Annotated in this window: 23 protein-coding genes; 12 read left to right on the plus strand and 11 right to left on the minus strand. The window is 65.5% G+C overall.

The genetic code is table 11. The features are described from left to right. Positions 1-23: 23 nt before the first annotated feature. Positions 24-704 carry a tRNA (5-methylaminomethyl-2-thiouridine)(34)-methyltransferase MnmD gene (gene mnmD, locus IE126_RS13605; protein WP_189381336.1) on the minus strand — a complete coding sequence of 227 codons (681 nt, stop codon included), beginning with the start codon at positions 702-704 and terminating at the stop codon, positions 24-26. Positions 705-755: 51 nt separating this feature from the next. Here mnmD and IE126_RS13610 point away from each other — a divergent pair, with 51 nt between their 5' ends. Then, on the plus strand, positions 756-1,796 hold the full coding sequence (locus IE126_RS13610) for an NAD(P)/FAD-dependent oxidoreductase (protein ID WP_189381337.1): 1,041 nt from the start codon (positions 756-758) through the stop codon (positions 1,794-1,796). Positions 1,797-1,878: 82 nt separating this feature from the next. On the opposite strand, the gene IE126_RS13615 is transcribed toward IE126_RS13610, so the two are convergent. Further along, entirely contained in the window at positions 1,879-2,484 is a 606-nt protein-coding gene (locus IE126_RS13615) for an MlaC/ttg2D family ABC transporter substrate-binding protein (RefSeq protein WP_189381338.1), read from the minus strand. A 1-nt stretch (position 2,485) separates the two neighbouring features. Then, on the minus strand, positions 2,486-3,250 hold the full coding sequence (locus IE126_RS13620) for an MlaA family lipoprotein (protein WP_108130502.1): 765 nt from the start codon (positions 3,248-3,250) through the stop codon (positions 2,486-2,488). A gap of 172 nt (positions 3,251-3,422) precedes the next feature. On the opposite strand from IE126_RS13620, the gene IE126_RS13625 reads away from it, so the two are divergent. The 7 genes from IE126_RS13625 (at position 3,423) to IE126_RS13655 (ending at position 10,117) form a co-directional block, all read left to right on the plus strand. After that, positions 3,423-5,171: a type I secretion system permease/ATPase gene (locus IE126_RS13625; RefSeq protein WP_108130468.1), complete on the plus strand. Its 1,749-nt coding sequence runs from the start codon at positions 3,423-3,425 to the stop codon at positions 5,169-5,171. Beyond that, a complete protein-coding gene (locus tag IE126_RS13630) occupies positions 5,168-6,586 on the plus strand; it encodes an HlyD family type I secretion periplasmic adaptor subunit (RefSeq protein WP_082401066.1) in 1,419 nt (472 codons plus the stop codon). The genes IE126_RS13625 and IE126_RS13630 overlap by 4 nt, the downstream gene beginning before the upstream one ends. A gap of 91 nt (positions 6,587-6,677) precedes the next feature. Further along, on the plus strand, positions 6,678-7,136 hold the full coding sequence (locus IE126_RS13635; RefSeq protein ID WP_054303858.1) for a RidA family protein: 459 nt from the start codon (positions 6,678-6,680) through the stop codon (positions 7,134-7,136). Further along, complete coding sequence (locus IE126_RS13640; RefSeq protein ID WP_189381339.1) at positions 7,133-7,903, plus strand: glycerophosphodiester phosphodiesterase family protein; 771 nt, start codon at positions 7,133-7,135, stop codon at positions 7,901-7,903. The genes IE126_RS13635 and IE126_RS13640 overlap by 4 nt, the downstream gene beginning before the upstream one ends. Positions 7,904-7,955: 52 nt before the next feature. Next, positions 7,956-9,125: a GNAT family N-acetyltransferase gene (locus IE126_RS13645; RefSeq protein WP_054303860.1), complete on the plus strand. Its 1,170-nt coding sequence runs from the start codon at positions 7,956-7,958 to the stop codon at positions 9,123-9,125. A 15-nt stretch (positions 9,126-9,140) separates the two neighbouring features. Beyond that, positions 9,141-9,752 carry a glutathione S-transferase family protein gene (locus tag IE126_RS13650; RefSeq protein ID WP_189381340.1) on the plus strand — a complete coding sequence of 204 codons (612 nt, stop codon included), beginning with the start codon at positions 9,141-9,143 and terminating at the stop codon, positions 9,750-9,752. Further along, complete coding sequence (locus IE126_RS13655; protein WP_189381341.1) at positions 9,749-10,117, plus strand: 4a-hydroxytetrahydrobiopterin dehydratase; 369 nt, start codon at positions 9,749-9,751, stop codon at positions 10,115-10,117. Before IE126_RS13650 ends, IE126_RS13655 begins: the two co-directional genes overlap by 4 nt. A gap of 34 nt (positions 10,118-10,151) precedes the next feature. Here the strand turns inward: IE126_RS13655 and IE126_RS13660 are convergent, their stop codons facing one another. Continuing rightward, a complete protein-coding gene (locus tag IE126_RS13660) occupies positions 10,152-10,640 on the minus strand; it encodes a peroxiredoxin (RefSeq protein WP_189381342.1) in 489 nt (162 codons plus the stop codon). A gap of 90 nt (positions 10,641-10,730) precedes the next feature. Here IE126_RS13660 and IE126_RS13665 point away from each other — a divergent pair, with 90 nt between their 5' ends. Genes IE126_RS13665 through IE126_RS13675 form a run of 3 tightly spaced genes read left to right on the plus strand, consistent with a single transcriptional unit; the run spans position 10,731 to position 13,149 of the window. After that, positions 10,731-11,936 carry an NAD(P)/FAD-dependent oxidoreductase gene (locus tag IE126_RS13665; RefSeq protein WP_108130474.1) on the plus strand — a complete coding sequence of 402 codons (1,206 nt, stop codon included), beginning with the start codon at positions 10,731-10,733 and terminating at the stop codon, positions 11,934-11,936. Next, positions 11,933-12,502, plus strand: a complete 570-nt coding sequence (rsmD, locus tag IE126_RS13670; RefSeq protein ID WP_108130475.1) for a 16S rRNA (guanine(966)-N(2))-methyltransferase RsmD — start codon at positions 11,933-11,935, stop codon at positions 12,500-12,502. Before IE126_RS13665 ends, rsmD begins: the two co-directional genes overlap by 4 nt. Next, a complete protein-coding gene (locus IE126_RS13675; protein WP_108130503.1) occupies positions 12,502-13,149 on the plus strand; it encodes an HAD family hydrolase in 648 nt (215 codons plus the stop codon). Before rsmD ends, IE126_RS13675 begins: the two co-directional genes overlap by 1 nt. On the opposite strand, the gene ruvB is transcribed toward IE126_RS13675, so the two are convergent. The 5 genes from ruvB to ruvC form a co-directional block, all read right to left on the minus strand. Continuing rightward, positions 13,146-14,180, minus strand: coding sequence for a Holliday junction branch migration DNA helicase RuvB (ruvB, locus tag IE126_RS13680; protein WP_108130476.1), 1,035 nt, complete (start codon positions 14,178-14,180; stop codon positions 13,146-13,148). The two genes, IE126_RS13675 and ruvB, sit on opposite strands and share 4 nt — an antisense overlap. 52 nt (positions 14,181-14,232) lie before the next feature. Beyond that, entirely contained in the window at positions 14,233-15,156 is a 924-nt protein-coding gene (gene htpX, locus IE126_RS13685; RefSeq protein WP_108130477.1) for a zinc metalloprotease HtpX, read from the minus strand. A 67-nt stretch (positions 15,157-15,223) separates the two neighbouring features. Continuing rightward, positions 15,224-15,802 carry a YceI family protein gene (locus IE126_RS13690; RefSeq protein ID WP_054303868.1) on the minus strand — a complete coding sequence of 193 codons (579 nt, stop codon included), beginning with the start codon at positions 15,800-15,802 and terminating at the stop codon, positions 15,224-15,226. 146 nt (positions 15,803-15,948) lie between these two features. Then, positions 15,949-16,632, minus strand: coding sequence for a Holliday junction branch migration protein RuvA (ruvA, locus tag IE126_RS13695; protein WP_108130478.1), 684 nt, complete (start codon positions 16,630-16,632; stop codon positions 15,949-15,951). Next, complete coding sequence (gene ruvC / locus IE126_RS13700) at positions 16,629-17,147, minus strand: crossover junction endodeoxyribonuclease RuvC (protein WP_054303870.1); 519 nt, start codon at positions 17,145-17,147, stop codon at positions 16,629-16,631. Before ruvC ends, ruvA begins: the two co-directional genes overlap by 4 nt. A gap of 322 nt (positions 17,148-17,469) precedes the next feature. Here ruvC and IE126_RS13705 point away from each other — a divergent pair, with 322 nt between their 5' ends. Further along, entirely contained in the window at positions 17,470-17,685 is a 216-nt protein-coding gene (locus IE126_RS13705; protein ID WP_054303871.1) for a DUF1127 domain-containing protein, read from the plus strand. A 117-nt stretch (positions 17,686-17,802) separates the two neighbouring features. Here the strand turns inward: IE126_RS13705 and IE126_RS13710 are convergent, their stop codons facing one another. Continuing rightward, the gene (locus IE126_RS13710; protein ID WP_054303872.1) at positions 17,803-18,141 is read right to left on the minus strand and encodes a hypothetical protein; all 339 of its coding nucleotides are present in this window, start codon (positions 18,139-18,141) and stop codon (positions 17,803-17,805) included. A 94-nt stretch (positions 18,142-18,235) separates the two neighbouring features. Continuing rightward, on the minus strand, positions 18,236-19,108 hold the full coding sequence (locus IE126_RS13715; protein ID WP_108130479.1) for a 50S ribosomal protein L11 methyltransferase: 873 nt from the start codon (positions 19,106-19,108) through the stop codon (positions 18,236-18,238). Between the last annotated feature and the right edge of the window lie 121 nt (positions 19,109-19,229).

Consider the following 19,229-nt stretch of genomic DNA (forward strand, 5'->3'; position numbering starts at 1 on the left):
TCCCAGGGGAAGGTGACGTGGCCTCAGACCCGCCAGCCTGCGGTCATATGCCGCTTACGGCCATGCCCCGGCCGCCGCTCTACCTGAAACCCCGCCGCCTGCAAGGCCCTGCGGACATGTCCCGCGGCCGTATAGGTCGCAAAGCTGCCATGCGGTTTTGTATGGTCCGCTACTGCCTGCATCAGATCGTCAGACCACAGCTCAGGATTCTTCGCAGGGGAGAAGCCGTCAAGAAACCACGCATCCGCCGCGCCGGTCCATGCGGGCAGGGTCTGCCGCGCATCGCCGGTCACGATCTCGGCCCGGAGCCCCGGCAGGTCCAGCACCCTTTGGCCCGCAGCCCATTGATCCAGAAACGGCCCCGCCACCGCCCGCGCCTCGGGGAAATGCGCCAGCGCGCGGGCGATGTCGGCGGCCTCCATCGGAAAGGCCTCGAAACTGGTGAAGTGCAGGACGCCAGGCCTGCCCATCGCGGCCCAGAGGATCTGCACCGCCAGCAGGTTCAGCCCGGTGCCGAAGCCCAGTTCCGCAATGTGGAACCCGTCACACAACCGCGCTTCCAGCCGGTTGCCGTGCAGGAACACATGCCGCGTCTCGGCCAGCCCGTCGTTCAGGCTGAAATACGGGTCATCGAACTGGGTCGAAACGGGGATCACCCCGTCGCGCCAGTCAAGGGTCGGGGCCTCGGGGCTCTGGTCCGGCATGGCGGTTTGTCCTATGGCAGATCGGCGCGACACTGCGGAAAGGAGCGGCGAATGACAAGCTGCGATGTTACAGTGCGGGGCGGCGGCATATTCGGCCTCGCCTGTGCCTGGGAAATGGCCCGGCGCGGCGCGAAGGTCCGGCTTATCGAGGGGACGCGCATCGGCGCGGGCGCTTCAGGCGGGCTGGTCGGCGCGCTCAGCCCGCATATGCCCGACCAGTGGAACGCCAAGAAACAGTTCCAACTGGAAAGCCTGCTGATGGCGGAAAGCTTCTGGTCCGGGGTTGCGGAAGCCTCCGGCCTGCCGACCGGCTATGGCCGTGCCGGGCGGCTGCAAGCCCTGCCCGATGCCCGCGCGGTCGAGATGGCGCGGGCGCGCGAAGCAACCGCGGCAGACCTCTGGCAAGGCCGCGCCACATGGCAGGTGATCCGCGCCACCGGCGCGGCCTGGGAACCCGCCAGCCCCACGGGCCTTCTGATCCACGACACACTCTCGGCCCGCCTGCACCCGCGTATGGCCGCCGCCGCACTCGCCGCCGCCGTCACAGCAAAAGGCGGCGAGATCCACATCGGCGAAGCCCCGGAACAGGGCATCGTCCTGCACGCGACCGGGGTGGCAGGCCTGACAGAGCTCGGCGCGGCCCTTGGCAAGCCCGTCGGCGGCGCAGTGAAGGGGCAGGCGCTGAGCCTCCGCTACCCCGCCCCCGATGCGCCACAGATCTATGCCAGCGGTCTGCATATCATCCCGCATGCGGACGGCACGGTTGCCATCGGCTCCACTTCGGAAAACAGCTTCGGCGATCCTGCAACCACCGACACGCAGCTTGACGCGCTCCATGCCCGCGCCCTCGCCGCCCTGCCCTGCCTCACGGAGGCCCCGGTGCTGGAACGCTGGGCTGGTCTGCGCCCCCGCGCCCGCTCCCGCGCACCCATGCTTGGCCGCTGGCCCGGCCGCCCCGGCCATTTCATCGCCAATGGCGGCTTCAAGATCGGTTTCGGCATGGCCCCAAAGGTCGCCACCACCATGGCCGACCTGCTGCTCGACAGCCGCGACCACATCCCCGAGGGCTTCCGCGTCGAAGACAGCCTCTGACATACGAAAAGAGGAGCCACCGGCCCCCCTTTGCTTCTTGCAAAAATACTCAACTTCCGGGGCCATCCACCCCGCGCAGGCGTCAGGCCGCTTGCAGATCGCCGATCAGCCCGTCGATATCGCCCTTGCGCTTTTTCAGCATGGCGCCGATTTCCTCACGCTCGGAGGCAAGCATGTTCACACCCTCGATGATGATGTTGAAGAACAGATCCTTGCCGGATTTGTTCGACACATGCCAGCGCAGGTCAAACGGCGCCTCACCGCGCAGACGCGCAACCGAAATGACCTCGAAATAGCTTTTCAGCGGTTTCGCATCGACCACTTCAATGGTGCCCCCGATGAACTCGCGGAAGCGGCGGCCATATTTGCGGCCGATATAGCCCTGATAGGCGCGGGTGAAGGCCTTCATCTGGGCCGGGCTGGCCGACCGCGCGGCCGGGCCAAGTGCCGAACGGGCAATGGCATTCACATCGGCGTAACGGGCGAAGATCGCCTCGAAATCCTTGAACATCGCGGCTTCGGGCTTGCCCGAGTTGATCACCTTGTTCACATCGGCAATCGCCCGGTCGATCAGCGCCCGCGCCGAGTTGAGATCCAGCGCCAGCGCGGCTCCGGGCACGGTGACCAGTGCGGCACCTGCCAGTGCAGTGGCGGCAAAGGCGCGGCGGTTCAGAACGGGATGAGCCATGTCACTCCTCGTAAGGGTCGATGAAACTGTCACCACCATCTTCGGCCTTCTGACCAAGCTCGAACCGGCGGTTCTGAAGATAGAGCAGCCGTGCCTGCGCATAGCTGTCGGCGCTATCATATAGGACCGAGTCGATGGTTTCGGAATAGCGGTCCCGATCACCAAGTTTTGAACCGACCTTGGCCGCCGTGGCGTAATAGCTTTCGGGCGTCGGCAGGACCAGACGCACCGGATTGGCCACCACATCGACCGCCGTTCCGACGGTATCGCGCACCGTGCTCGGCCCAATGCCCGGCAGTTCGACATAGGCGCCTTCGCCCACGCCCCAGACATGCAGGGTTTCACCGAAATCGGTCTTGCTCTGATGCACCCCCATCGCGCCCGCCGGATCGAACAGCCCGCCGATCCCGATGGTGGAGTTGACCGCGAAGCGCAACACATTGGTGACAAAGCGTTCCGGGTTGCCCTGAAGCGCGCCGTTCACCGCATCCCCGGGCAGATCGAGGTTAGAGGCGAAGTTCGACACCCCTGTCTTGACCGGCGCCGGAATGATCGCGCCATAGGCTTTGGACGATGGCCGGACCAGCGCCTTGTCGAGCCCGAGATTGACCGAATGAAAGGCCCGGTTGGTCTTTTCATAGGGGTCGTAGGGTTCGGCAGGCGGCGGCGGCGCGGCGCAGGCAGACAGAATCGCTGCCGTGAGTCCGGTCAGGCCAAGGCGGATCGCCGAATTGCGCCGGATACGAGAATTCAATGGAAAAACCATCACCATAAGCCTAGTGTCGCGTCCATTCAGCGCCCCGAAGGACAGTCTTCCGGGCCAGAAGGCAAGGGATAAGCCGCACGCCATGCATTGACAACCGCAAAGCGTGGCGCACAGGTGACGCAAAATGATTTGGCAGCGGCTCCGACGGCCGATGCGAAAGGAGTAGGCAATAATGAGCCGACCAGAGCTTTCGGTGAATGTCGCACCGGGTCTAGCCGAACTCAGGGCCGCAAGACGCGAATCCTACGGCGTCATCCTCGCGGTGTTCCTGTTCAGCGTCGTGGTCAACCTGCTGATGCTGACCGGACCGCTTTACATGCTTCAGGTCTATGACCGTGTGCTGGGCAGCCGGTCCGAGCCGACGCTGGTCGCGCTTTCGGCGCTGGTTATCTTTCTTTTCATCATGATGGGTGTGCTGGATCACGCGCGCGGCCGCATCATGGCACGGGTCGGCGCGGCCTTTCAGGCCCGGCTGGACCGCCGTGTGTTCGAAGCTGCGCTGCGCCGCTCGCAGGTGGCGCCGAACGACCCCGCCGCCACTGCCGCCCAGCGTGATCTGGAGGCGGTGCAGCGGCTCTGGACCTCGCCGGTCCTGCTCGCGGTGTTCGACATTCCGTGGACGCCCCTGTTCATCGCCGCGATCTTCGTCTTCCATTCCTACATGGGCTGGCTGGCCATCATCGGCGGTATCCTGCTGATCTTCGTGACCATCCTGAACCAGCGGATGACCAAGACGCCGCTGAACCGCGCCAACAGCGCCACCATCGTGGCCGAACGCATGGCCGACAACCTCAAGGCCGAGGCCGAGGTGGTGCAGGCGCTGGGGATGCAGAGGGCGGGCTTTGACCGCTGGCAGAAGGCGCGCGCCACCGCTCTGGCGCAAACCATATCCGCCGCCGATCTGGGCGGCACCTTCTCGGTCCTGACCAAGACATTCCGCCTGTTCCTTCAATCGGCCATGCTCGGCCTCGGTGCCTGGCTGGTGCTGAAGGGCGAATTGTCCGCCGGCGCAATGATTGCCGGATCCATCCTGATGGGCCGTGCGCTGTCGCCCATCGAGGTGGCCATTGGTCAATGGGCCGTCGTCCAGCGGGCGCAGGAGGGCTGGAACCGCCTGGCCGAACTGTTCACCCGCGTGCCTGTCGAGCCGCCGCGCACCCAGCTTCCGCGGCCCAGGGCCAATCTGGAGGCGCAGAACCTGACCGTCGTGCCGCCGGGCGAAAGCTTCGCCACGCTGCGCATGGTGAATTTCCAGCTTCAGCCCGGCCAGGCGCTGGGGGTGATCGGGCCGTCGGGCTCGGGCAAATCCACGCTGGCCCGCGCACTGATCGGCGCGTGGAAACCGGCGGGCGGGAAGGTACGGCTGGATGGCGCAGCGCTGGATCAATACGATCCCGACACGCTGGGCAGCTACATCGGCTATCTGCCGCAGCGCGTAACCCTGTTCGACGGCACGATTGCGGAAAACATCGCCCGCCTTCAGGGTAACCCCGACGGGCTGAAGGTGGTCGAAGCGGCGCGCAAGGCCGCCGCCCATGACATGATCGTCAAGCTGCCCGAAGGCTATGACACCCGGGTGTCGGCCCTTGGCGGGCGGTTGTCGGGCGGTCAGATCCAGCGGATCGGTCTGGCCCGCGCCATGTATGGCGACCCGGTCATCGTGGTGCTGGACGAGCCGAATTCCAACCTCGACAACGAGGGGTCCGTGGCGCTCAATGCCGCGATCCGCTCGATGAAGGATGCCGGTTGCGCCATTCTCATCATGGCCCACCGCCCCGCCGCCATTCAGGAATGCGAACTCCTGCTGGTGATGGAGGATGGCACCCGCCGCGCCTTCGGGCCGCGCGATCAGGTGCTGCGCGACATGGTCAAGAACCACACTGAAATCGTCAAGAATGCCGGCCCCGGAGGCGTGACATGAGCGAACCCAAAACCCCCGCCGGTAACGAGGGCAAGCCGGAGAACCCGCTTCCCGCCGCGCCGCGCGCCACGGCGGTGGCAGAGCCACGCCCGGCCCGGCCCCCTGCCCTGCCGAAAGACGCGGCAAATGCCTGGTCGCCGCGCCGCTATGTCGTGCTGGGCCTCGCGGCCTTTGCCGTCCTGTTCGGCGGCTTCGGCGTCTGGAGCGTGACGACCAACATCGCCGGTGCCGTGGTGGCGCATGGCCAGATCGAGGTCGAGAACCATCGCCAGGTGGTGCAGCACCCGGATGGCGGGGTGGTTGAAACCATCGCCGTCACTGATGGCGACAGCGTGCAGGCGGGCGACCTGCTGCTGAAGCTTGATGGCACGGTGCTGCGTTCGGAACTGACCATCGTCGAGAACCAGCTTTACGAAATCATGGCCCGCCGCGCCCGGCTGACCGCCGAACGCGACGACCAGACCACCATCACCTTCGCGCCCGAACTGATCGCGGCAGCCGAGACCAAGGACGAGGTGAAAGAGCAGATGGACGGTCAGGTCCACCTGTTCGACGCCCGCGCCGATACGCTGTCCAAGCAGATCGGCCAGCTGGCCGAACGCCGCGCGCAGGTGCAAAGCCAGATCACCGGCATCGCTGCACAATCCGATGCGCTGGGAACCCAGCTGGAACTGATCCAGAAGGAACTGGCCGACCAGCAGTCGCTGCTGGAAAAGGGACTGGCGCAATCCAGCCGCGTGCTGGCGCTGCAACGCGAGGAGGCACGTCTGCGCGGACAGGTGGGAGAGCTTGAGGCCTCGAAGGCGCAGGCGGGCGAAAGCGTGTCTGAGATCGAGCTGGAGATGCTGCGTCTCAGCGCCTCACGGCGGGAAGAGGCGAACAGCCAGCTGCGCGACATCGGCTATCAGGAACTGGAACTGGCCGAACGCCGCCGCGCCCTGACTGAACGCATTGCCCGGCTGGAGATTCGCGCGCCGGTGTCGGGGGTCGTGCTGGGTCTTCAGGTCACCACGCCGCGCTCGGTCATCCGTCCGGCCGATCCCGTGCTTTACCTGATCCCGCAGGACCGCCCGCTGGTCATCGCCGCACAGGTTTCCCCCATCCACATCGACCAGGTCTATGCCGGGCAGGAAGCCCGGCTGCATTTCTCGGCCTTCAACTCACGCACCACGCCGGAACTGACGGGCCGCATCGCGCTGGTTTCGGCAGATGCCCTGACCGACCAGCGCAGTCAGGCCAGCTATTACCGGGCCGAAATCGTGCTGGAACCGGGCGAGATTGAAAAACTGAAGGGACTGACGCTGCTGCCCGGCATGCCGGTCGAGGCGTTCATCCGCACCCATGACCAGACGCCGCTGGCCTATCTGCTGAAACCCTTTACCGACTACTTCAACCGCGCCTTCCGCGAGACCTGAGGTCGCGGAAACACCGGAACAGGACGGGGGCGGCACTTGCCGCCCCTTTCGCTTGGCGCTAGCCTCCGCCGCGACAGAACAGGAGGTTCCCATGACCATCGAAGCCCGTCTTGCCGAACTCGGCGTCACCCTGCCCGACGCGCCCGCGCCGGTTGCCAATTACGTCGGCTTCGTGCTGACGGGGAACCTGCTGCATGTCTCAGGTCAGGTCAGCGCCGATGCCAATGGCCCGATCAGGGGCAAGCTGGGTGCCGATTTCACCGTGGAACAGGGCGCCGCCGCCGCGCGCGCCTGTGCCATCTCGCTGCTCGCCCAGGCCAGGAAAGCCTGTGACGGTGATCTGTCGCGCATCAAGCGGCTGGTGAAACTGGGTGGATTTGTCAACTCCACCCCTGACTTCACCGACCAGCCCAAGGTCATCAACGGCGCTTCCGACTTCATGGTTGCGGTGCTGGGGGATGCCGGGCGTCACGCCCGCGCTGCCGTTTCGGCCCCGGCGCTGCCGCTGGGTGTCGCCGTCGAGATCGACGCGATCTTCGAACTGAAATGACCCGCATTCCGCTGCCCACCGCCTTTTTGCTCCAGCCCGTCGCGCATCGCGCCCTGCACGACCGTGCGGCTGGCAGGCCGGAAAACAGCCTTGCAGCCATTCGGGCCGCGATGGATGCGGGCTATGCCATCGAGATCGACCTGCAACTGTCGTCCGATGGTGTGGCCTTGGTATTTCATGACGAGGATCTGCCGCGCCTGACCGGGCGGTCGGGCTGGGCGGCGGATCATACGGCGGCGGAACTGGGTGCGATGACCCTGCTCGGCACCGATGAAACGGTGCCGACACTGGCCGGGGTTCTGGCTCTGGTTGACGGCAAGGTGCCGCTGCTGATCGAGATCAAGGACCAGATGCTGTCCCCCATAGGCCGCATCGGACCGCTGGAAAAGGCGACGGCTGCGGCACTGGCGGGCTATGACGGGCCGGTGGCGCTGATGTCTTTCAACCCTGACAGCGTGGCCGAAATGGCCCGGCTCTGCCCCGATCTGCCGCGCGGTTTGACGACAGGCAGCTATGACCCGGTGTCCTATGCCCCCCTGTCCCCCGTACTGTGCGACCGGCTGCGCGAGATCCCCGATTATGATCGCACCGGCGCCAGTTTCATCAGCCACGAGGCCGCTGATCTGCCCCGCCCGCGCGTCGCAGAGCTGAAGGCACAGGGCGCCGCGATCCTGTGCTGGACCATCCGGTCGCCCGAGGCCGAGGCGACAGCCCGCAAAATCGCCGACAACATCACCTTCGAGGGATATCTGGCCGCGAAGGCTTGACCGGCGCGCGCCGCGCCGCATCTGCTGTGCGTAACCATGATCGAGGGGCCGCGTGTCCGACCTGACCGTCACTCTGGCCGAAAGCATCGCCGCCGTCCCGGCTGCTGACTGGGACGCGCTGGCCGCGCCCGGCACGGGGCGCCCGGACGATCCGTTCACCACACATCGCTTCCTGCTGGCGCTGGAGGCATCGGGGTCCACCGGCCCCGGCACCGGCTGGCTGGCCCGGCCGCTGCTGGTGCATCGTGGAGCGCAGATGATCGCCGCCGCCCCGCTATACGTCAAATCCCACAGCCAGGGCGAATATATCTTCGATCATGGCTGGGCCGAGGCATACGAACGCGCGGGCGGGCGGTATTACCCCAAGCTCCAGATCGCGGTGCCCTTCACCCCTGCCACGGGGCGGCGCTTTCTGACCCTGCCGGGTGAGGAGGTCGCAGGCATGGCGGCGCTGATCGAGGGCGCGACCCGGGTGGCGCAACAGAACGGGCTCTCCTCGCTGCACGCCACTTTTTGCACCGAAGCCGAGGCGGAAACCGGCGCCGCCATGGGGCTGATGCCGCGCCTGACCCAGCAATTCCACTGGCAGAATGACGGTTATTCCAGCTACGAGGATTTTCTGGCCACCCTGGCCTCGCGCAAGCGCAAGGCGCTGCGCAAGGAACGCGCCATGGCCAATTCCCACGGGTTGCGCATTGAAAACCTGACCGGCGATGCGCTGCGCGCCGAACACTGGGACGCTTTCTGGGCCTTCTATCAGGACACCGGCAGCCGCAAATGGGGCCGCCCTTACCTGACCCGCAATTTCTTTGATCGCATCCAGCAGACCATGCGTGATGATGTACTGCTGGTGCTGGCTTTCGACGGCAGCCGCCCGGTGGCCGGGGCGCTGAACTTCATTGGACGCAGCGCGCTTTATGGCCGTTACTGGGGCTGCGTGGAGGATTACCCCTGTCTGCATTTCGAACTGTGCTACCATCGGGCGATCGACTGGGCGATTGCACAGGGGCTGGACCGGGTGGAGGCCGGGGCACAGGGCGAACACAAGCTGGCGCGCGGATATCTGCCGGCAGAGACGCATTCGCTGCACTGGATCGCCGATCCCGCTTTCGCCCGCGCTGTGGCGGACTACCTTGATCGGGAACGCGCCGCCGTGGATGAAGAGATCGAGGTGCTGACCGCCTATGGCCCCTTCCGCCGCGGACCCGCGCAGGATGACTGACCGAAGGACACCGCCATGACCGCTCTGACGCTTTACACCAATCCGATGTCGCGTGGCAGAATTGCCCGCTGGATGCTGGAAGAGACCGGCCAGCCCTATACGGTCACGGTGCTGGATTATGGCACCACGATGAAGGCACGCGACTATCTGGCAATCAACCCGATGGGCAAGGTGCCGACCGTGGTCCATGACGGCCGGGTGATTACCGAATGCGCGGCGATCTGCACCTATCTGGCCGATGCCTTCCCCGAAGCCGGGCTGATGCCCGCAGACCGTGCCGCCTTCTACCGCTGGATGTTCTTCGGCGCGGGTCCGGTGGAACAGGCCGTCACCAATACGGCGCTTGGCTTCGTCGTGCCGCCCGAACGCCAGCGCACCGCCGGATATGGCTCGCTGGAGGATGTGGTCACCGCGCTGGAACACCGGCTGGCCGAGGCGCCCTATTTCGCGGGCGACAGCTTTTCGGCGGTGGATGTCTATCTGGGGTCGCAGATCGGCTGGGGCCTGCGCTTTGGCACCCTGCCAGACCGCCCGGCGTTCCGCGCCTATTGGGATCGTATCGCGGACCGCCCTGCCGCGAAACGCGCACAGGCCGCAGATGATGCGTTGATGGAGCAAAAAGCATGAGCACGCCACCGCTGTCCGAAGACGCCCGCGCTACCGCACTGCCGCCACTGATGGAAACCGGCTGGCAGCCGGTGCCGGGGCGCGATGCGATCCGCAAGATCTGGCGGTTCAAGGGGTTTTCCGAAGCCTGGGGCTTCATGTCCCGCGCGGCACTGGCGGCGGAACGTCTGAACCACCATCCTGAATGGCTGAACGCCTTCAACATCGTGGATGTGACGCTGACCACACATGATTGCGGTGGCCTGTCCGATCTGGATGTGAAGCTTGCCAGCCGGATGGACAAGCTGGCCGGTGCGGCGGCAGTGGAACATGGCCACACCAGCCGCACCGCCTGCCTGTGCGAAACCCGGCCCGGACAGGGCTGACCCCGTCCGAACCGAAAGGGCCGGACCGAGAGGCTCAGATCGCCGCCAGCAGCGACTCGCCGCCCGAGGCTTCGCAGATGCCGGGGCTTTCTTCCAGATGCAGCACCTTGACCACGCCATCCTCGGCGTAAAGCGCATAGCGCTTGGAACGGTCGATCAGACCTGCAGGCGGCGCAGTGAAGTTCAGACCGATGGCCTTGGTGAAGCTGGAATCCGCATCGCCCAGAAAGGTCAGCCCGGCTTCGGCCGCGCCGGTCGCATCGGCCCAGGCCTTCATCACGAAGGGATCATTGACCGAAACACAGATGATCTCGTCCACGCCCTTGGCGGCGAACTTGTCCTTGGTGCGGATGAAGCTCGGCACATGCGCCGTGGTGCAGACGCCGGTATAGGCCCCCGGCAGGCCGAAAATCACGACCTTGCGGCCCTTGAGCTTCGGCCCAAGCTCTACCTGCTCGGGCCCATTGGCACCCATGGCCAGCAAAGTGGCATCCGGCAGGCGGCTTCCTTCAGAAATCGTCATTTCACGTCCCTCGCGCGTTGCGTTACCGATAGCGCCAGATATAGGGTCCGCCGTAAGACAGGGCCAGAGGCGGCAGTGGAGGAAGACGGGATGGCGCATTTCGTGGTGGTGGGGGCCGGTCAGGCCGGGGCCGCTCTGGTGGCAAAGCTGCGTGCGCTGGGGTTTCAGGGCGACATCACGCTGATCGGCGAGGAAACCGCCCCGCCCTACCAGCGCCCGCCACTGTCCAAGGCCTATCTGCTGGGCGAGATGGAGGAGGAACGGCTCTGGCTGCGCAGCGCCGATTTCTATGCCGACAACCGCATCACCCTGCGGCTGGGCGAAGCTGTAACCGCCATCGACGCAAGCGCCCGCACCCTGACCGTCGGCGGTGAAACCCTCACCTATGATGAACTCGCGCTGACGACCGGATCGGTGCCGCGTCGCCTGCCCGCCGCGATCGGCGGTGATCTGGCGGGGGTCTATACCGTGCGCACGCTCGCCGACGTCGATGCGATGCGGGCCGAGTTTCAGCCCGGCCGCCGGGTCGTCATCGTCGGTGGGGGCTATATCGGGCTGGAGGCCGCGGCGGTGGCCGCGAAGCTGGGCCTGAATGTCACGGTGATCGAGGCCGCGCCGCGCATCCTGCAACGCGTCGCCGCGCCCGAAACCGCAGATTATTTCCGCGCCCTGCACGGCACGCATGGCGTCACGATCCGCGAGGGCGTGGGTCTTGCGCGGCTGGCAGGCGAAACCCGCGTGACCGCCGCACATCTGGCCGATGGCAGCGAACTGCCCTGTGATTTCGTCATCGCCGGCGTCGGCATCCTGCCGGTCACTACGCTGGCCGAGGCGGCAGGCTGCGCCATCGAAAATGGCATCCGCACCGATGCGCTGGGTCTGACAAGCCAACCGCACATCTGGTCGGCGGGCGATTGCGCCTCTTTCCCGCATGGGACGGGGCGGCTGCGTCTGGAATCGGTGGGCAATGCCATTGATCAGGCAGAGGCCGTGGCCGCCAACATGCTGGGTGCAGGGCAGCCCTATGTGGCGAAGCCCTGGTTCTGGTCGGATCAATATGACTGCAAATTGCAGATTGCCGGGCTCAATACCGGCTATGACCACATCGTCACCCGCAAGGGCGAAGGTGCTGCGGTCAGCTTCTGGTATTATGCGGGCGACACGCTGCTGGCGGTGGATGCGATGAACGACGCGCGGGCCTATATGGTCGGCAAGCGGCTGATCGAGATGGGCCGCAGCCCCGCGCCAGAGGCTGTGGTGGATACGCCCGACCTGAAGGTGCTTCTGAAGGCATGAGGATCATCGGCGGCACGTTCCGGGGGCTGAAGCTGGCCGAGGTAGGCGCAGGCGATGCGGCGGCGCATCTGCGTCCCACCACCGACCGCGTGCGGGAATCCATCTTCAACCTGCTGGTCAACGGCCGCATCGCACAAACGGGCGATCCTGTGACAGGCGCACGGGTGCTGGACCTGTTCGCGGGAACCGGCGCTCTGGGGCTTGAGGCGCTCAGCCGTGGGGCGGCCCGCGTTGCCTTCGTCGATGACGGCACCGCCGCGCGCGCGTTGCTGCGTCGGAATATCGAGCTGATGCGCGCCATGGGCCAGACCGATGTCTGGCGCCGCGATGCAACGCGCATGGGGCCGAACCGGGGCGCAGGCTATACTCTGGTCTTTCTTGACCCGCCCTATGGCAAGGGTCTGGGCGAACAGGCGCTGGCTTCCTGCGTGGCGGGTGGCTGGCTGGCCCCCGGCGCTGTTGTCCTCTGGGAAGAAAGCGCCGCACCGCTTGCCCCCGCCGGATTCGAACAGATCGACCAGCGCGCCTATGGCGATACGGTCATCACGCTTCTGAGGGCGGCATGATCCCGGCGGCGGTTCTGTTCGATTGCGATGGCGTGGTGGTGGACAGCGAAGGCCCCACTTTCGACATGCTGGCCGAAGATCTGGCCGCGCGTGGCCTGCCGCTGACCCATGCCGAGATGGAGCGGCTGTTTCTGGGCGGCACCGTTGAAAAAGTGGGCCTGCGCGCCGCCGGGATGGGCGCCGATATCCCGCCGGGCTGGGCGGCAGATTTCTATGAACGGCTTTACGCCCGGCTGGCCGAAGGCACGCCGCTGATCCCCGGTATTCTGGACGTGCTGGACCGGCTGGATACGGCAGGGGTGCCCTATGCCATCGGCTCGAACGGAACCGGGCGCAAGATGGGCATTACCATCGGTCAGCATCCGGCGCTGGCCGCACGGCTGGAAGGGCGGATGTTTTCCGGCATCGACCTGAAGATGATCAAGCCCGCACCCGATCTTTACCTGCACGCCGCTCAGGCGGTTGGCGCTGATCCCGTCGCCTGCGTGGTGGTAGAGGACAGCCCGACCGGCGCGCGGGCGGCCCGCGCCGCCGGGATGCGCTGCATGGGATTTACCCCGCAGGGGGATGGTGCCGCGCTGGCAGCCGAAGGCGCGGTGATCTTCCGAGCCATGGTCGAACTGCCCGCATTGCTGGGGCTGGATTAAAGGTCGAACAGCCCGCCTTGCGCTGCCTGCTGCGGTTGCGGCGGGGCGAGACCGATGTGGCGCCATGCCTTTGCCGCCAGCATTCGCCCGCGTGGCGTGCGCTGGATCAGCCCCTGTTGCAGCAGGTAAGGCTCGATGACCTCCTCGATGGCATCACGGCTTTCCGACAGGGCGGCGGCAATAGTCTCCACTCCCACGGGGCCACCGCCGTAGTTCTCGGCCAAAAGCAGCATGTAACGGCGGTCTGCGCCGTCGAGGCCAAGGTTATCGACCCCCATCCGGGTCAGCGCCCGGTCGGCAATGGCGCGGGTCAGCCGCCCGTCGCCTTCGACCGTCACGAAATCCACCACCCGGCGCAACAGACGCCCGGCAATCCGGGGGGTGCCGCGCGCGCGGCGCGCAATCTCGCGCGTGCCCTCGGGCAGCGGTTCGACCCCCAGCAGGCGGGCGCCGCGGGTGACGATATGGTCAAGCTCATCCTCGGTGTAGAATTGCAGCCGGGTCGGGATACCGAAACGGTCGCGCAAAGGCGTGGTCAAAAGGCCCAGCCGCGTCGTTGCGCCCACCAGCGTGAAGGGTTGCAGGTCAATCCGCACCGTCCGCGCCGCCGGCCCCTCGCCGATCACCAGATCCAGCGCGAAATCCTCCATCGCCGGATACAGCACCTCCTCCACCACGGGGGAAAGGCGGTGAATCTCGTCGATGAACAGCACGTCGCGCGGTTCCAGATTGGTCAGGATCGCCGCCAGATCGCCGGGTTTCGCCAGCACGGGGCCAGAGGTCATGCGGAACCCCACCCCCAACTCGCGCGCCATGATCTGCGCCAGCGTGGTCTTGCCCAGACCGGGCGGGCCATGGAACAGCGTATGATCCATCGCCTCGCCCCGCATCCGCGCGCTTTCGATGAAGATGCGCAGGTTCGCCCGCGCCTCGGCTTGCCCCACGAAATCATCCAGCACCTGCGGGCGCAGGGCGCGGTCGGCGTCCTCGGGCAGGCGGTCGGGGCGAAGGGCGGGATCGGGCTGGGTCATGCCCGAAACAATCCCCGAACGGCGGTGATTTGGCAAGCGGATTGGCCGCGCCTCAGGCCCAGGGGCCGCGTCGCCCGCTGCGCGGGATCGACGAGGCGCGGGTCGCCTGCACCGGAGCCGCCGTCCCCCTCTGTCCTGCCAGTGCCATCAAGGCCGCCACCCGGTTTTCCGTGTTCGGGTGGGTGGAAAACAGCGCGTCGCGCGCATGGGCGTGCAGCGGGTTGATGATGAACATATGCGCCAGCGCCGGATTCGCCTCGGCCCGGGGATTGTCGATCCCCTTGGCGAAAGCCTCGATCTTGCGCAGGGCCGAGGCCAGCCACATCGGATGGCCACAGATTTCGGCACCGATCCGGTCGGCTTCGTATTCGCGCGAGCGTGAAATCGCCATCTGCACCAGACCGGCCATCAACGGCGCGAGGATCATCACCAGAATTCCGCCAATCAGCCCACCGCCGCCGCCCTCACGATCCCGACTGCCGCCAAAGAAGAAGGCGAAATTGGCCAGCATCGAAATCGCCCCGGCCATGGTGGCAGTCACGGTCATGATCAGCGTGTCACGGTTGCGGATGTGCGCAAGCTCATGCGCCATGACCGCCGCGATTTCCTGCCGGTCGAGCCGCCGCAACAGCCCCATGGTCGCGGCCACGGCGGCATTTTCCGGGTTGCGGCCGGTGGCGAAGGCATTGGGCTGGTCTGTGTCGATGATGAACACCCTGGGGCGCGGCATCCCCGCGCCATCGGCCAGATCATGCACCAGCGCCACGAAATCCGGCGCGCTCCGGGCATCGACTTCGCGTGCGCCTGTCATCGACAGTACCGCTTTGTCGCTGTTCCACCAGGTAAACAGGTTCATGCCACCGGCAAAGACCAACGCGATCAGCGCGCCTGACGATCCGCCGATGAGGCCGCCAAGACCCATGAACAGGGCGGTCATCGCCGCCATCAACAGGGCCGTCTTGAAATAACCGTTCATCGAACACCTCCGCGCCCAGCGATATGGGGCGAAGGAAAGGGGCGGACAAGGCCCGCCCCCTCAGGCGTCATTCCGCCTTCATCGCCTCGATCGAGATTTCCACGGTCACATCGTCCCCGACATAGGGCGCGAACATGCCGAGGTTAAAATCGGTGCGCTTCAGCGTAGTGGTGCCGGTGAAGCCCATCCACGGCTTCTTCGCCATGGGATGCTCGCCCGCCTGGGTCAGCGCCGCATCCAGAACCACCGATTTGGTCACGCCGTTCAGCGTCAGGTCGCCGGTGATCTTCGCGGTTTTCTCGCCCGTCACCTCGATGCCGGTGGATTTGAAGGTGACCAGCGCGCTGTCGTCAGCCGCGTTGAAGAAATCGGGCGACATGAAATGGTCAAAGCGTTCCTGCCAGCCGGTCAGCATGGTGCGGACGGGGAAGGACACTTCGACGCTGGAGGCTGCCGGATCTTCGGCATCAAAGCTGATATTCCCGTCGAAGCCCGAGAACATGCCCGTCGTGGTCGAGAAACCAAGGTGGTTGTAGCTGAACACGATCTGGCTGTGCGAGGGATCAAGCACATAGGCCTCGGGCGCAGCCATGGCGGGGGCAGCGGTCAGCGCGGCCAGAAGCGACAGGGTGGAAAGGCGGATCATCGGGAACTCCGTCTGTTTGCAAGGTCGGGCAGCACATGCTGCATGCGCAGAAACTGCCCGGCCCGCCTTCTGTGCACAATTCAGTGCCTGCGAACATGGTCTGTTCGCTGCCGAACATCAAAAGCAGGTCAGAGCCCTTGAATGGCTCAGTTTTTTGGCATGAGGAGCTTCAGCGCCCGGCGGATCAGCTCGGCAGTATCAGCCTCGGGCGCCTCTCCCGAGACCGTGGCCACGGCCTGCGCCGCATCGGCCTGGCCATAGCCGAGGTTCAGCAAGGCCGACAGGGCATCCGCACTATAGGCCGCGCGGGTGACGGCAGGCCGGACCGGGACACTGCGGGCGGGCTTCGCCTTGACAGCGGGCGCGGGTGCGGCCTCTTCTTCCGTCACGACGGCCTCTGCCATCAGGCTGCTGCCCTGGGCCATGATCGCCGGGGCCTTGGATTTCAGCTCCAGCACCACGCGCTGCGCGATTTTCGGGCCGATGCCGGGTGCCGCCTGAATGGCACGGGCATCACCCAAAGTGATCGCCCGCGCTGTCCCCTCGGCCCCCAGTGTGCCCAGAATCGCCATGGCCGCCTTGGCACCCACCCCCTGCACGGTGGTCAGCAGGCGATGCCATTCTTTTTCCAGCATGGTCGGAAAGCCGAAGAGTTGCAGCAGATCCTCGCGCACCAGAAGTTCGGTATAAAGGGCGCAGGCCTCCCCCACGCCGGGCAGCGCCGCCAGAGTACGGTCGCTGACATGGACGATATACCCCACGCCGCGCACGTCGATCAGCACATGATCGGCACCGCGCCACTCGATCCGGCCCGCAATCCTGCCGATCATCCCGCCGCCCTCCGCAATGCAGCCTCCAGCCGGCCGCTCGACTGACAGTGATGCGCATGGCAAATGGCAATCGCAAGTGCATCCGCCGCATCAGGACCGGCGATCTTCACCCCCGGCAGATGCAGCCGCACCATGTGATCCACCTGAACCTTCGCAGCATGCCCCACGCCCACCACGGTCTTCTTTACGGCATTGGGCGCATATTCCCCCACGGTCAGGCCGAATTGCGCCGGCACGAGCAGGGCAATCCCCCGTGCCTGCCCCAGCTTCAGCGTGGCCACCGCGTCCTTGTTGACGAAGGTATGTTCCACAGCCGCCGTATCAGGCGCATGCGTATGCAGCACCTCGGTCAACTGGGCATGCAGGCTGCAAAGCCGCTGTGCCAGATCCCCGTCACCCGTTCCAGGTGTGGAATGGCAAATCCCGTTGGCGATATGGGCGATTCGCGTGCCGGAAACCTCGATCACGCCCCATCCGAGGTTCCGCAACCCCGGATCAATGCCCAATACCCGCATGCCCGCGCCTTTTTGTTCTACATTTTCCCCAAACTAGCACGAAAGAAGAACATCCGCCAAGATCAATTCGGGCTTGCATCCCGCGCAGGCCGGGGTATGAATTTCGCATATTTGCGACTATCCGGCCGATGAAGGCGACGATCGCCTGCGGCCCTCGCAAAGCACTGCCAGAACCCTGTCCACCGCAGCGGCCGAGCCATGCGGTTTCTGCATGTGGGCCATGCCTTTGCTTCGCTTGCTTTGCACCTGCAGCAAGATTATTTGACGCCTCGAAGGCACGGATGCCTTCGATCTAGGCAGTTTTGAAACGAGGAACACCGCCATGGCCGCTTATGAGACGACCCGTACGGCGCCCTTTGGCGCCATCTCCACCTACCGCTTCGTGCAGTTCCTGAGCAACATTTTCGCCGCCGTCGCCGACTGGAACGACGCCCGCGTGACGCGCAATGAACTGGCCAAGCTGTCGGACCGCGAGCTTGACGATATCGGGCTGTGCCGCGGCGACATCTATCAGATCGGCTCCAAACTGGGCCACTGATATCCGTCGCCGGATCGGGCGCGACGCGCCCGCTGCTATGCCGAAGGCCGCTCCTTACGGACGCGGCCTTTTTGGTATTTGACCGCCGGAAACCGGGTGCCCCGGCCCCCGTCGCTTTCAAAGATATTTGTCGAGTTGGGCCGAGATCCACAGTGTCACGGGATCAGCCTGCATCAGGAAACCGCCCAGACGCTCAAACCCCTGCGAGGCCTGCATCGCCACAACCCGGTCCTGAAAGGAAGCGTCGCCGATCTGATGATGCATCGCACCCTTCAGGCCAAGGACGCAAAGCCCAACGATAAGCAGAGGGCCAAGCACACGCCGACGCCGTGATCTGGGACGCTGATAATGGGACCGGCCGAGCGTTCCATCCGCCTCAAAGCCATAACCTTTGGCGCGCGCTTTTTCGACACGCGCGACACGGGCATAAAAATCGCCCAAATCCTGTTCGGCCATACCACACATACTCCACGATACGGCCCCCACCGAGCGTCCTACTTAAGGCTGAAATGTGGCAATATTGCGGCAAAGGCCCGCGCCCCGCCCCGTTTCAGCCTTTTTTCAACACCAGAGTCGACCATTCCCCGATGTCCTCACGCTGCTCCAGGGTGAATCCGGCCGCCAGATAAGCCGCCGTCACCGCCTCCGCCTGTACCACCAGAAGACCAGACAGAATCGCGATTCCTCCCCTGGCCGCATGGGCCGCCATATCCGGCGCCAGTTCGATCAGCGGACCTTTAAGGATATTGGCAAAGATCAGATCGAAAGGCGCGGCCTCCGCGAGCCGCGGCTGGGCAAACCCTGCCGCTTCCAGACATTCTACCCGGCCCTCCAGCCCGTTGATCGCCACGTTCGCCTCAGCCACATCCACCGCCACCCGGTCGATGTCGGAGGCCAGAATCAGAGCCTCGGGCAAAACAGACGCCGCGGCCAGCGCCAGGACAGCCGTGCCGCAGCCGATGTCGGCAACCTTTGCAGGCCGGAACCCGGCGTCGAACAACCGGTCGAAAGCCCGCAGACAACCAAGCGTTGTGCCGTGATGGCCGGTGCCGAAAGCTACTGTCGCCTCGATCTGCAGCGCGATCCGATCCGCAGGCACCTTGTCGGCATCATGGCTGCCATAAACAAAGAAGCGCCCCGCCTCAACCGGCGCCAGCTCGCGCCGCACATGAGCGACCCAGTCGATTTCCGGCAACTCCGACAGCGCAAAGGGCCGTGCCTCGAAAGCCAGCGCCAGAACTTCCAGCATCACCTCGTTGGGCTTCTCGGTGAAATAGGCCCCGACTTCCCAAAGCCCCGAGTCATCCTCGATCTCAAAGACACCGATGCCGACCGGCGCCGGGTCAAGCTTCTCGACCGCCTCGGCCAGGGCCTCGGCAGCATCTTCTCCCATCAACGTCGTGAGGGCGGAATAGGTCGGCATCGCGCGGCTCCTCTCAAGGCAGGCTCGCGCCGCGATAGACCCCGGCGGCTCAAGGGTCAAGCGGCGCTGGCACCTGGCCCGACCTGCCGGGGGCCAGCCCCCGGACCCCCGGAGTATTTCA

This window comes from Gemmobacter nanjingensis, from assembly GCF_014652195.1.
Taxonomy (GTDB): Bacteria; Pseudomonadota; Alphaproteobacteria; order Rhodobacterales; family Rhodobacteraceae; genus Gemmobacter; species Gemmobacter caeni.